The sequence below is a fragment of the Rhodococcus sp. ACPA1 genome (assembly GCF_002300195.1).
In the GTDB taxonomy this organism is placed as follows: domain Bacteria; phylum Actinomycetota; class Actinomycetes; order Mycobacteriales; family Mycobacteriaceae; genus Rhodococcus_F; species Rhodococcus_F opacus.
This window is the reverse complement of the sequence record NZ_NSDX01000001.1, coordinates 159,234-172,254: the sequence shown is the minus strand read 5'-3', so window position 1 is coordinate 172,254 and position 13,021 is coordinate 159,234. Positions and strand designations below refer to the sequence as shown.

The following is a 13,021-nucleotide window of genomic DNA, read 5'->3' as shown; positions in this document are numbered from 1 at the left end:
CACGGTACTGCAGGTCGATAGGATCGCTGCGTGACGACACCCGAGCAGCCGCCACGCCGGCCGGAACCGCCGCGACCCGTACCGCCGCGTCCGGAGTTCGCGGTCACCCCGCTGCGCGCCACCCCCACCGATGCCACCCCCAAGGCGGTCGCGGTGTCGCTGTCCGCCTGGGTGGGATCGTTCGTCGTTCTCGCCGGAATCGCCGGGGCCATCGCGCTCGACCTCGGCGCGGTCCGCGACGCCCTCGAGGCCTCGGTCGCCGCGGACAATCCCGGGGACTCCGCGACGGACATCACCGACACGGTGAACCTGACGCTGATCGGCAGCGGCGCCATCGCCGTCGTCCTGATCCTCCTCGGACTGCTGGGGATACAACTCCTGCGTGCCCGGAAACCGGCGGGCCAGATCACCCTCGCCGTCGTCGGCGTCCTCAGCGCCGCCGGCGGGGTGGGCCTGTGGACCCTGCTGTCCGACGCCGGTGACGCGACCGCCGGTGTGCTGCAATGGGCGCCGCTCGCCTACAGCGCCCTCGTCGCGGTGGGAGTGCTCGCCCTGTTCGCCCCCGCTGTGTCTCCGTGGCTGCGCCGGAAAAGCTGACCGGACTCACACCTGGCACGGATCGGTGCTGCCGTGGAACTCCGGGTCGGGGTCGTATTCGCGGTTGGACGTACCCGAATACTCGGGATCGGGGTCGTACTCGTCGTTGGTCGTCCCCGTGAAGTCGGGGTCCGGGTCGTACTCGTCGTTGGTCGTGCCCTCGTAGGAGGAGTTGCAGGCCGGGTGGGCGGCAGCGGTCTGGGTCACGGACGCGGCGCCGAACACGAGAGCCACGGCTGCCAGTGCGGTCATCGTCGTGCGGATCATGATGATTCCTTTCATCGGTGGGCTGATCATCGGTGGGCTGGGCGGACCCAGAAGAGAGAACCGAGCGGGGTCACCCGGGTGCGGGCTGGTGGGGCATCGCGGGTTCGCCCGCGCCGATCCGGCTCGACCCGGCGATGTCGGGATGGCGCGTCACCGTGGGGGTACCCAAATCGGGGCGCGCGACACCCGGCGCGAGCGGCGGAATCGTCAGGGCTCGCCGGAATTCCATCTGCTCGCCGGTGTCGCTCTCGGCGGCGGTCGAGGCGTACGCGAACGTGCCGACTCCCACCGTGACGGCGACGAGGACGGGCGACACCATGCCCCCGAGAACGCGAAGCCATACGCGTCGGCGGGAGGGCCGGGGTGCCGGCCCCGGAGAGTCGAAGTTCATACCGAGAATCCTTCGCGGCGCGCGCTTTCCGCACATCCAGGAAGGCACCCAACTTGGACCCCGAGAAAAACCCTGAGAAGGCCTCACTAATGAGGACCGTTTCTGACCTCAATTCCCCTTATCGTTCTTCTCATGACCACTTCGCAGAAGTCCCCGGCCACCGGTGAGCGCGCCGACATCCTCCAGATCCTGCAGGAGCAGCGAGCCACCCTGTTGATCACCGTCCGCGGCATCGACGACGACCAGGCACGGCAGCGCTCGACCGTCAGCGACCTCACGCTCGGCGGACTGATCAAGCACGTTCTGCACACGGAAAAGCATTGGGTAGAAACCATTCTCGCACCCGACGAGAACGCGGAGTTCGACATGGAGTGGGCGATGGAGAAGTACTACATGCGCGACGACGAAACCCTCGAGGGACTGCTGGCCGAGTACACCGAGGTGGCCCGCGCGACGGAGGCCGCCGTGGCCGGCCTCGACGACCTGGACGTCCTGATCCCACTGCCCACCGCACCCTGGGCACCCGAGCGGCAGTGGTGGACGATCCGCCGCACCCTGCTCCACATCATCCGGGAGACCGGCCACCATTCCGGTCACGCCGACATCATCCGGGAATCCCTCGACGGCGGAAACACCACCATGCAGATGGGCGCCGACGCGGGCATGGAGTTCTGACCCGCCCGGTAGAACAGACGAAAACACCTCACCGGGTTCAGGTTCCGGTGAGGTGTTCTCTTCTCAGCGTGTGGCGTTTTCGAGTGTTGACTTACCTCCTGCGGTTCAACTTTTCGCCCGACTGGTGAAGACCATGGTGCCCCGCGGTGGGGGCACCGGCTACCTACCCCAGGGTGAATCCTGCCCACCTGGTGTTGCGGCTACGCCTCCGCGGTGACGGAGAGCACGACCACGTCGTCGGGGAAGGACGCGGGTGTCTGCAATCCCACGACCGCGAGGGCCCGGCCCGTCATCGAGACGCCGGGAACCCCGCTCCCCGCGGACAGTCCGTCGGCTCGTCCACCCGGTGGCTGTACGTCGAACCACGCGGGCGGTTTCAGGCCCTCGTCCGGTGCACCGGCGAAGACGGGACGCACCCGATAGCGCCGGTCGGGGTCGAGCCCGGGCAGCGTGAACCTGCCCCGCGGTGACACCTCGGAGCGCCCCACGTACGCGAGGAAGAACAGCGCCTCCGCCCGGTCCGCCGCGACCGCACCGTAGACCAGGAGGGTCGGGTCGATCTCGTCGGCCCGCACCATCGTTCCCGTGTGCAGGAGTTCCCGGTGCCGCTTGTACAGGTCGATCCACACGGCGAGCTGTGCGTTCTCGTCGTCCGTGGCGGTCGCGAGATCCCACTCGATCCCGAGGTGCCCGTACAGCGCCGTCCCCGCCCGGAACGACAGACGGTGGTACCGGCCCGTCGTGTGCGAGATTCCGGACGCGATGTGCGAGCCGAGCAGCTCGGGGGGAAGCAGCTGCATCGTCCACCGGTTCATCTGCTGACGCTCGAGCGGATCGATGCAGTCCGAGACCCAGACGCGGTCGGTGCGCTCGAGGATGCCGAGGTCCACCCGCGCTCCGCCCGACGAGCAGGATTCGATCTCCAGTCCGGGGAAGCGGCGCTTCAGTTCGTCCATCAGCCGGTAGGTCGCGAGGGTCTGGTCGTGGACGCCGGCGCGGCCGTGCGGTGCGGTGCCGGCGTCGATCAGGTCGCGGTTGTGGTCCCACTTGATGTAGGCGATGTCGTACTCGGCGAGGATCGCGGACATCCGCTCGAGGATGTGGTCGTACGCCTCGGGGATCCCCAGATTGAGCACCTGCTGGTTCCGCGACGGCACGGGCGTGCGCCCGCCGGTCGCCATGACCCACTCGGGATGCTCCCGCGCGAGGTCGGAATCGAGGTTGATCATCTCCGGTTCGAACCACAGGCCGAACTCCATGCCGAGGGAACGCACGTGATCGACGAGCGGATGCAGACCGTTCGGCCACACCGTATCGTCGACGTGCCAGTCCCCGAGGCCCGCCAGATCGTTGCGCCGGTACCTGAACCAGCCGTCGTCGAGCACGTAACGTTCGACGCCGAGCTTCGCCGCGCGATCCGCCAGGTCCGTCAACCGGGCCAGGTCGTGGTCGAAGTAGACCGCCTCCCACACGTTGATCGTGACCGGGCGCGCGCGCCGCGGGTGCGTGGGGCGGGACCGGAGGTAGTCGTGGAAGCGATGTGCCTGGGCATCGAGTCCGTCACCGTAGGCGCCGTAGACCCAGGGCGTTTCGTAGCTCTCGCCGTCCGCCAGCCGCACCTCGCCCGGCAGGAGTAATTCTCCGCCGCCGACCACCTGGAAACCGGTGAAGAGACGTTCGGCGTAATGGCGGTGGTTGCCGCTGAACGCGACGTGGGTGCCCCACACCTCCCCGCGGCCGAACCCGAATCCGGGCACGCCGACGGAGAGCACCGTCGCGGCGTCCGGGCCGGTGCGTCCCTTCCGTCCTTCGCGTTCGTGGATGCCGACGGTGAGTTCACGGCGCTGCGGGATCCGTTCCTTCCCCCACCTTCCCGCGAAGTCGAGGATCTCGCGGGCCTGCGGCGGCACCGGGAACGCGAGCTGGAGGTCGTCGAGAACGTAGAAGGAGTCGCCCTCGTTGGTGACCTCGGCGCGCGCCCTCAGGAGGCCGCTCGGCAGCAGTTCGATGTCGAGGACCAGACCGAGATCGGCCACCGTGTCCTGCGCGGCGACCCGGACAGCGCCCGCACCTACCGAGACGAGTCCCGACCGGTGCTCGACTCCGTCGACCGTGAGCGTGGTGGTCGTGAACAGCGGCGACCAGTCGGCGCCGTCCCGGTGCCCGGCGATCCCGGGCTTCCCCACCCACCCGGTGTGGTGTTCGGGGAGTATCGACAGCCGCACCGGGAGATCGACCACGTTGCCCGCCGGGGGCTCGATGTTCGCCTGCGCCAGGGCTTCGACGTCGGCGAGGGTGAGGTCGCCGAGCGCCGCTCCCCAGTGCACGATCGCCGGCAACCGTCCCCCGGTGAGGTCGAGCACGACGGACACGCCGCCTGCGGTGAGGTGGACGTACGCGTGCGGTGGAGTCGCACTCACTTGTTGGCTCCCATCGTCAGTCCGGAAACGAAATGCCGCTGCAGCGCGACGAATACGAGCACCGTCGGCAATGCGACGAGCACCGATCCGGCGGCGAGCAGGTTGGTGTCGGTGAAGAAGCTGCCCTGCAGATTCTGCAGCGCGGTGGTGACCGGCAGCTTGTCGCCGCTGACCATCAGCGCCAGTGCCCAGAAGAAATCATTGTAAATCCAGGTGATCATGAGCGTCGCGAGCGCGGCCAGAGCAGGACGGCACAGCGGGAGGACCACCTGCCAGTACTGGCGGAACAGCCCGGCGCCGTCCACCGTCGCCGCCTCGAGCAGTTCCGGCGGGACCGTCTTCATGTAGTTGCTCAGCACGAACACGCAGAACCCGGTCTGGAACGCGACGTGCACCAGGATCAGCCCCCAGTAACTGTCGTAGAGCGAGCCCGACGAACTCATCCAGTAGGGCAACGGAATCGCGTTGTACAGCCGGAACAACGGGGTCAGAAGCGTCTGCTGCGGCAACAGATTCCCCGCGATGAACACCGCCAGCATGATCACGTTGAATTTCCACGGGAACCGGGCGAGCACGAACGCCGCCATCGACCCGATGAACAGGATCAGCAGCACCGCCGGGATAGTGATCAGCATCGAGTTGAGGAAGTAGTGCGGGATTCCGCCGACCTCCCACGACTCGGTGTAATTGCTGAGCGTGAAACCGCCGACCGACAGGTAGCCGTGGGTGAGGACGTAGTCGTAGTCGCGGAACGAGTTGTAGAGCGCCCACAGGAGCGGGAAGATCCACAGCAACGCCAGGGCCGTGAGAAGGACGTATATCGCCGCGTGCGCGGTACTCAGCCGGCGCCGGTTGGCCACCGCGGCCTTGTTGCGGGGCCCGGTCCGGTCGACGGGCGCACTGTGGTCGGCGAGGGGTGTCGTCATGGTCATCAGTCGTCGCTCCGCATCACGATCCAGAGATAGAGGGCAATGAACACCAGCGAGATCACGAGCATGATCGTCGCCAGAGCCGAACCGAATCCGACCCGGCCCGCTTCGCCCACGACGTTGGCCGTGACGAGGGCGGAGATGAGTTCGAGTCCGTTGCGGCCCTTGTTGATCACCCACACGAGGTCGAAGGCACGCAGAGCCTCGATGACGGTGATGACGATGATCAGCAGGTTGGTGGGCTTCATCAGGGGGAACACGATCCGGAAGAACGTGCGGATCGGGCCGGCGCCGTCCATGAGGGCCGCTTCGCGCACCGACGGGTCGATGGCTTTGAGACCCGCCAAGTACAGCAACATGATGTAGCCGGTGTGCCGCCAGCTCGCGGCGACCATGACGGCCCAGATGTTGACGTCGGGGTTGCCGAGCCAGTCGACGTCCGTACCCAGGATGGTGTTGAGCACACCACCGTCGGTGGAGTAGATCAGCTGCCACACGAATCCGACCAGTGCCATCGACAACACCACGGGGATGTAGAAGATGCTCTGGTACAGCCGGCTTCCCTTCAGGCCCCGGTCGAGCAGGACGGCGAGGAAGATGCCGAGGATCGTCGGGAAGACGAAGAGGAACGCCAGCCAGAGGACGTTGTTGTGGAGCGCCTGCTGGAACGGTGGGTACGCCTGGACGGCGTCGACGTAGTTCTGCGGGCCGATCCACTCGATGGTGGACGTGCCGCCGATGCCGTCCCAGCGCGCGAACGACAGGATCACCGTGAACACGGTGGGAATCCACACCAGCCCGATCACGATCGCGGCGGGCAGCCCGAGCATGACGGCGATGGTCCACCGGTCACCCCGGCTGCGCCGGATCTTCGGCGCCGGGATCCTGGGTTCGGTTCCGGCCTGGGGAGGAACTGTGCTGGTCATGAATTCACCTGACCTGTCGGGACGGCGATGGTGGTGGTTGTCTTCTCGTGTGCGCTCATTGCCCGAACACCGCCGCCTTCTGACGCTCGATGCTGCGGACCAGGCCGTCGACGTCGTTCGGGTTGCCCAGGAACTGCTGCATCGCCGGGATCATCACGACGGACGCGAAGTCGGGGCGGGTGTCCCGGTCGAGGAATTGGGTGATGGACCCCGCGCCCTGGACGAGGGCGGCCGACTTCTGCACGAGCGGAGGGAAACTCGACAGATCGGCGTCACGGTGCGCGGGTATCGCCTGGGGGTCCTGCTTCGCGTACGCGACCGCGGCGTCGGCGCTCGTGAGGAAGGACAGGAACTGCTGCGCCCCGCCGAGGTTGCGCGGGTCCTTGCGCATCATGAATCCGTCCATGGGCGCCTCCACCGCCGAAGTGCCGACGGCGGAGTCGAGTTCGGGGAACGCGAAGAAGTCCAGATCCTCGCGGTCGGGCCCCGCGGGGAAGCTCTGCGCGACGAACATGCCGGCCACCAGCATTCCGACCTCCTTGTTGAGGAGTGCCTGCTGCGCCTCGGACATCTTGCGGCCCAGCGGTTGCGGCTGGTGGAACGGGAGGATCTCGCGCCAGGTGTCGAACACCGACCGGACGCGGTTGTCGGTCCAGCTCACGTCGCCCGCGAGGAGGGAACGGTGGAAGTCGACGCCGTTGAGGCGCAGGTCGAGGTAGTCGAACGTGCCGAACGGCGGCCAGCCGTCGCGGACGCCGAATCCGATCGGGGTGAGTCCGTCGGCCTGCATGCGCTTGGACAGGGTCACCCAGTCGTCGAACGTCTTCGGCGGCGCGTAGCCGCGCTGCTGCCAGAGGCTGGGACGGTAGAACACGGCCCACGGGTAGTAGAAGAACGGGATCAGGTACTGCCGGCCGTCGGTTCCGGTGGACGCCTCGCGGAAACTGTCGCTGAAGCCGCTGCCGTGCGCTTGCCACACCGAACTGACGTCGTCGACGAGGCCCTTGTCGGCGAAGTACTTCATGCGGTACCCCGACATCCAGGTGAAGACGTCGTCCGGGGTGCCCTGCAGGTAGTTGTTGACGTTCTCCTGGAACGAGGTGGAGTCGACGGAGTTGATCCGCACGGCGCCGCCGGTCTGCTGCTGGAACATCCCGACGACGTCCTGGACGCCGAGTTTGGCGTTCTTGTCCGACAGCCGCGATCCGAGGGTGATCACGTGGGGGTCGACACCGCTCGTGCACCCGGACAGCAGACCCGCCGTCGACAGGGCGCCCGCGGCGCCGAGCGCGGCCTGGAGAAAGGTGCGCCGGGAGGGTTGCCACGGGTGCGGCAGCTCGTTTCGGTTCATGGTGCCCTTTTCGATTGAGTACCGGGGTGGTCGGAGTCGCTCACCACCTGATCGAAATCGAACAACTTCGATCACATTTCGGTGCTGTCGCCTCACGCACTTACGTGATGCAGGTTACAAAATCACGCCGCACCGCGCATTGTCAACCAGTTGTTAGTGCTTTTACCTGCGTAAGTGCAGAAATGTTCATTCGTGTTGACTTTTGAACAACGATCGGACAGATTGTGAGCATGCACACAGCGAGCGATTCCGGCGGGCGGCACCTGCGGTGGCCGACCCGGGGCATTTCCTTCGGCGGTGACTACAACCCGGAGCAGTGGCCGGAAGAGGTCTGGCAACGCGACGTCGAACTCATGCGCGAGGCGTGCGTCGACTTCGCCACCGTCGGCGTCTTCTCCTGGGCCCGGCTCCAGCCCACCCCGGACACGTGGGATTTCGGCTGGCTCGACCGCGTCCTCGATCTCCTGCACGACGGCGGCGTCCGCGTCGACCTGGCCACCGCGACCGCGTCCCCACCGCCGTGGCTCACGACCGCGCATCCCGAGGTCCGGCCCGTGGACGAGCGTGGCTACCGGTACGAGATCGGCAGCAGGCAGACGTGGAGCCCGAGTTCCCCGATCTACCGCGACCACTCCCTCGTCCTCGTCGAGAAGATGGCCACCCGATACGGCGGCCACCCCGCACTCGCACTCTGGCACGTGTCGAACGAACTCGGCTGCCACAACTCACGCTGCTACTCCCCCGACAGCGCGCGGGCGTTCCGGCGGTGGCTGCAGCGTCGCTACGGCGACCTCACCGAACTCAACCGGGTATGGGGCACGACGTTCTGGAGCCAGCACTACAGCGACTGGAACGAAGTGGTGCCGCCCGCCGCGAGCACGACGTTCGGCAATCCCACGCATCTACTGGACTGGCGCCGGTTCTGCTCGGACGCCCTCCTAGACCAGTACCTCGCCGAGCGGGAGGTACTGCAGCGCATCACCCCCGGCATCCCGGTCACCACCAACTTCATGGTGGGCATGGGCTCACCTCAGTCGCTCGCCGGCGACATGAACTACGCGCAGTGGGCGCCCGAACAGGACCTGGTGTCCACCGACCACTACCTGGTGGGGCCCGCGACGGGCGACGGCGCCGCCCACCACAGGCTGTCGTTCTCGGCCGACCTGACGCGCGGTATAGCCGGCTCCCGGCCGTGGCTGCTGATGGAACATTCGACGAGCGCCGTCAACTGGCAGCCGGTCAACCGGGCGAAGACACCCGGGGAGATGCTGCGCAACTCCCTCGCCCACGTCGCCCGCGGAGCGGACGGCATCGCCTTCTTCCAGTTCCGCGCATCCGACGCGGGTGCGGAGAAGTTCCATTCCGCCCTGGTTCCGCACGCGGGCACCGACTCCGCGCGATGGCGGGAAGTCGTCCAGCTCGGCGCCGTGCTGCGGCGCCTCGAACCGGTGGCCGGCAGCCGCGTCGAGGCCCCGGTGGGTGTGTTGTTCGACTGGGAGTCGCAGTGGGCGTGCGAGCAGGACGGGCACCCGTCCCGGTTGATGCAGCCCATGGCGATCGCCGAACGCGCCCACCACGCCTTCTCCGGCATCACGTGCGACGTGATCCCCGCGGACGCCGACCTGAGCGGGTACGCCGTGGTGGTCGTTCCGGCCGTGTACCTGTGCAGCGACGAGGACGCCGCGCGCATCGAGGCCGCGGCCCGCGCCGGCGCCCAGGTGCTGGTCACCGCGTTCTCCGGGATCGCGGACCGCGACGATCACGTCCGGCTCGGCGGCTACCCCGGGGCGTTCCGCGACCTGCTGGGTGTCCGCACCGAGGAGTTCTTCCCGCTCGGCGCGGACGAGACCGTCGCCCTCGACGACGGCACCGCGGCCGGCATCTGGACCGAGTACCTGACGGTGTCCGAGGACGTGGAGGTTCTCGCCCGCCACACCGAGGGGCACCTGCAGGGCGTGCCCGCCCTCACCCGGCGTCCGGTCGGCGACGGCGCCGCCTGGTATCTCGCCACCGTCCCCGACACGCAGGGCTGGACGAGGATCGCCGAGGCGATCTGCGCCGCAGCCGGTCTCGACCTCCACGCGGGGCAGCACGCCGACGTCGAGATCGTGCGCAGGCAGGGTGAGAACGGGTCGTGGCTGTTCGTCCTCAACCACACGACCGAGAAGGTGACCGTCGAGGTGTCCGGCACCGACCTCGTCACCGAACGGGTGGTCGACGGACCGCTCACGCTGGAACCCGGCAGCTGTGCTGTGATTCGCGAAGACAGCGCCGCCACCGGCGCCCGGACCCGAAAGGCGGACGCATGATGCTCGCTCGTCAGCGCCAGCAGGTGATCCTCGACGAGGTCACCGCGCACGGTGCGGTGAAGGTCGTCGACCTCGGCGCGACGCTCGGGGTCTCCGACATGACCATCCGGCGCGACATCAATGAACTCGTCGAGCAGGGTCTCGTCGAGCGGGTCCACGGCGGGGTCACGCTGCCGCGGTCGGCGAGTGTGCACGAACCGGGGTTCTCGGCGAAATCCGAACTCGACCGCGAGGCCAAGCGCGCCATCGCCCGCGCCGCCGCCCGGCTGGTTCGACCCGGCACGTCGGTGGGCATCTCCGGCGGCACCACCACGCACGCCCTCGCCCGCGAACTCCTCGACGTCCCCGACATCACCGTCGTCACCAATTCGCTGCCCGTCGCCGACGCGTTCCACGAGGGCGGCCGCGACGACCAGACCATCCTCCTCACCGGTGGTCAGCGCACCCCGTCGTTCGCGCTGGTCGGGCCGCTCACCGTCGCCGCCCTGCGCGGCATCCACGTGGACATGCTGTTCCTGGGGACGCACGGCATGGGGATCGACTCGGGACTCACCTGCCCCAATTTGATGGAAGCACAGACCAATCAAGCGCTCGTCGCGTCGTCGCGGCGGGTCGTGGTGCTCGCCGACCACACGAAGTGGGGTGTGACCGCGCTGGCGAACACGATCCCGCTGTCCGACGTCGACATCCTCATCACCGACGCCGGGCTCGAGCGCGCCGCCCAGGAAGCTCTTGCCGACCACGTCGGCGATCTCGTGGTGACACGGGAGAACCGGGAAGGACCCACCGATGACCGTGCGTGACGAACAGGAGGCACGGGAGACCGGCACACGGCTCCGGATGCGCAAGACCCGGACAACCCTCGCGGACGGCCGCGAACTGATCTACTTCGACGACTCCGAGCCGTACGTGTCGGGCGGCGCCACCCGCGAGCTGATGGATTCACGTCCGCTGCCGCCGGCGGTGTCGCAGTCGCAGATGCGCTTCGACGTGCTCACCGGGGAATGGGTGGTCATCGCCGCCCAGCGGATGGACCGCACGTTCCTGCCGCCGCCGGACGCGTCGCCGCTCGCCCCGAGCATGCCGGGCAAGGCGCCCACGGAGATTCCGGCCGACGACTACGACGTGGTGGTGTTCGAGAACCGCTTCCCGTCGCTGGCGACGGCCGCCGCCGAGCAGGACCTTCCGGACTGCGTCGACGGAGAAGCGTTGTGGCCGTTGGCACCGGGCGCGGGCAGGTGTGAGGTCGTGTGCTTCACCAGCAACCCGGATGCCGCGTTCTCCACCCTGAGCGTCGACCGGGTCCGCACCGTCGTCGACGTCTGGGCCGACCGCACCGCCGACCTGTCGGCGCTGCCGGGGGTCCGGCAGGTGTTCTGCTTCGAGAACCGGGGCAAGGAAATCGGCGTCACCCTGACCCATCCGCACGGGCAGATCTACGCCTACCCGTACCTTCCGCCCCGCACGGACGCGCTGATCCGGCGCTCCCGCGAGCACTTCGAGAGCACCGGGCGACTACTGCTCGCCGATGTCCTCGACGCCGAAACACGATCCGGCAGGCGCGTGGTCCTGGCCGCCGAACACTGGACCGCATACGTTCCCGCCGCCTCGCGCTGGCCGCTGGAGGTGCACCTCGCACCGCACCGCGACGTCCGTGACCTCACCGAACTGTCCGACGACGAGCGCGACGAACTCGCCCACGTCTATCTCGAACTGCTGCGCCGGGTCGACCGGTTCTTCGACGGTGTCGACGCCGTGCCCTACATCGCCGCGTGGCATCAGGCGCCCGTCGGCGAGGACCGCCCGCTCGGACGCCTGCACCTGCAACTGTTCTCGATGATGCGCTCGCCGGGCCGGATGAAGTACCTGGCGGGATCCGAGTCCGGGATGGGGGCGTGGGTCAACGACACCACCCCCGAGCGCATCGCCGACCGGCTGCGGGAGGTGGCGTCGTGAGTGCGCCGCAGTGGGTCGACCCCGTCGACGTCGGCACTGTCGCAGGTACCGCGGAGGCGTTGTTCCGCAGCACGTTCGGTGGCGTCGCGGACGGCGTCTGGGTGGCGCCCGGCCGGGTCAACCTGATCGGTGAGCACGTCGACTACGCCGGCGGGCTGGTGCTGCCGTTCGCCCTCCCCTACGTGACCGTCGTCGCCGTCCGCGTGCGCGGCGACGGGATCCTGCACGCCGTGTCCACCCACACCGGCGAGTCCTGGCGCGGTCCGCTCGACGGCGTCGCCGCGGGTCACCCGGCCGGCTGGGCCGCGTACGTCGCCGGGGTGGTGTGGGCGCTGCGCCGGTCCGGACATCTCACGGCGGGAACCGGTTTCGACGTGGCGGTGCATTCGACGGTCCCCGTCGGCTCCGGGCTGTCGAGTTCGGCCGCGCTCGAGTGCGCCTTCGCGCTGGCCGTCGCCGACCTCGCCGGACTGCCCACGGACGACGCCGGCCGCCGACCGCTGATCGCGGCGTCCATCCTCGCCGAGAACGAGATCGCGGGCGCGTCCACCGGCGGCATGGACCAGTCGGTCGCGATGCTCGCCCGCCCCGGCCACGCCCTGCTCCTCGACTGCCGCGGCGGCGCGACCCGGCACGTCCCGCTCGACTTCGACTCCGCAGGCGCCCGACTGGTCGTCGTCGACACGAACGCGCCGCACCGGCTGGTCGACGGCCAGTACGGCAACCGGCGCGCCACCGTCGAGAAGGCCTGCGCCGACCTCGGCGTCGCCACCCTGCGCGACGTCGCCGACGCCGACGCCGCCGTCGCGGCGCTGAGTTCCCCGGCCGCGCAGCGGGTCCGGCACGTGCTCGGCGAAATACGCCGCGTCCGGGAGGTCGCCGACCTGCTCGACCGCGGCCGGATCGCCGACATCGGCGACGCCCTGAACCGCTCGCACGCCTCGTTGCGCGACGACTACGAGGTCAGCTCCGTCGAACTCGACTCCGCCGTCGACGCCGCCCTCGAGGCCGGCGCCTGGGGTGCGCGGATGACCGGCGGCGGCTTCGGCGGCTCCGCGATCGCCCTCGCGCCCGCCGACCAGGTCGACGCCGTCGTCGAGAACGTCGCCCGACGCGCCGACACCGCCGGCCTGCCGGTCCCCCAGTTCCTGCACGCCGAGCCGTCGGGCTCGGCACACCGACTCTGAGATCCCCTTCCAC

General features: G+C 68.7%; 12 protein-coding genes. 6 read left to right on the top strand and 6 right to left on the bottom strand.

What is annotated here, in order from left to right:
* Nucleotides 1-30: 30 nt before the first annotated feature.
* Nucleotides 31-597 carry a hypothetical protein gene (locus tag CJ177_RS00630; RefSeq protein ID WP_005238339.1) on the top strand — a complete coding sequence of 189 codons (567 nt, stop codon included), beginning with the start codon at nucleotides 31-33 and terminating at the stop codon, nucleotides 595-597.
* Between the two features lie 6 nt (nucleotides 598-603).
* On the opposite strand, the gene CJ177_RS00625 is transcribed toward CJ177_RS00630, so the two are convergent.
* Nucleotides 604-864 (bottom strand): hypothetical protein, encoded by a 261-nt coding sequence (locus CJ177_RS00625; RefSeq protein WP_005238337.1) that lies wholly within the window; start codon nucleotides 862-864, stop codon nucleotides 604-606.
* Nucleotides 865-934: 70 nt separating this feature from the next.
* Nucleotides 935-1,255 (bottom strand): hypothetical protein, encoded by a 321-nt coding sequence (locus tag CJ177_RS00620; RefSeq protein WP_226955700.1) that lies wholly within the window; start codon nucleotides 1,253-1,255, stop codon nucleotides 935-937.
* A 132-nt stretch (nucleotides 1,256-1,387) separates the two neighbouring features.
* Here CJ177_RS00620 and CJ177_RS00615 point away from each other — a divergent pair, with 132 nt between their 5' ends.
* Entirely contained in the window at nucleotides 1,388-1,930 is a 543-nt protein-coding gene (locus CJ177_RS00615; RefSeq protein WP_005238331.1) for a DinB family protein, read from the top strand.
* 200 nt (nucleotides 1,931-2,130) lie between these two features.
* Here CJ177_RS00615 and CJ177_RS00610 read toward each other — a convergent pair whose 3' ends face one another.
* From CJ177_RS00610 to CJ177_RS00595, 4 genes are read right to left on the bottom strand one after another with little or no spacing between them, the layout of a single operon-like run.
* Entirely contained in the window at nucleotides 2,131-4,350 is a 2,220-nt protein-coding gene (locus tag CJ177_RS00610; RefSeq protein WP_095867077.1) for an alpha-galactosidase, read from the bottom strand.
* Nucleotides 4,347-5,282, bottom strand: a complete 936-nt coding sequence (locus CJ177_RS00605; protein WP_061700173.1) for a carbohydrate ABC transporter permease — start codon at nucleotides 5,280-5,282, stop codon at nucleotides 4,347-4,349. The genes CJ177_RS00610 and CJ177_RS00605 overlap by 4 nt, the downstream gene beginning before the upstream one ends.
* Nucleotides 5,282-6,205 carry a carbohydrate ABC transporter permease gene (locus CJ177_RS00600; RefSeq protein WP_005238326.1) on the bottom strand — a complete coding sequence of 308 codons (924 nt, stop codon included), beginning with the start codon at nucleotides 6,203-6,205 and terminating at the stop codon, nucleotides 5,282-5,284. Before CJ177_RS00600 ends, CJ177_RS00605 begins: the two co-directional genes overlap by 1 nt.
* 55 nt (nucleotides 6,206-6,260) lie before the next feature.
* Entirely contained in the window at nucleotides 6,261-7,556 is a 1,296-nt protein-coding gene (locus CJ177_RS00595; protein ID WP_095867076.1) for an ABC transporter substrate-binding protein, read from the bottom strand.
* Nucleotides 7,557-7,786: 230 nt separating this feature from the next.
* Here CJ177_RS00595 and CJ177_RS00590 point away from each other — a divergent pair, with 230 nt between their 5' ends.
* The 4 genes from CJ177_RS00590 to galK are packed head-to-tail and all read left to right on the top strand — an operon-like array spanning nucleotide 7,787 to nucleotide 13,008.
* On the top strand, nucleotides 7,787-9,865 hold the full coding sequence (locus tag CJ177_RS00590) for a beta-galactosidase (RefSeq protein ID WP_095867075.1): 2,079 nt from the start codon (nucleotides 7,787-7,789) through the stop codon (nucleotides 9,863-9,865).
* Nucleotides 9,862-10,668 (top strand): DeoR/GlpR family DNA-binding transcription regulator, encoded by an 807-nt coding sequence (locus tag CJ177_RS00585; protein WP_082833537.1) that lies wholly within the window; start codon nucleotides 9,862-9,864, stop codon nucleotides 10,666-10,668. The genes CJ177_RS00590 and CJ177_RS00585 overlap by 4 nt, the downstream gene beginning before the upstream one ends.
* Nucleotides 10,655-11,821: a galactose-1-phosphate uridylyltransferase gene (gene galT / locus CJ177_RS00580; protein ID WP_061045331.1), complete on the top strand. Its 1,167-nt coding sequence runs from the start codon at nucleotides 10,655-10,657 to the stop codon at nucleotides 11,819-11,821. The genes CJ177_RS00585 and galT overlap by 14 nt, the downstream gene beginning before the upstream one ends.
* Nucleotides 11,818-13,008 (top strand): galactokinase, encoded by a 1,191-nt coding sequence (gene galK / locus CJ177_RS00575; RefSeq protein ID WP_061700170.1) that lies wholly within the window; start codon nucleotides 11,818-11,820, stop codon nucleotides 13,006-13,008. The genes galT and galK overlap by 4 nt, the downstream gene beginning before the upstream one ends.
* The last annotated feature ends 13 nt before the right edge of the window (nucleotides 13,009-13,021 follow it).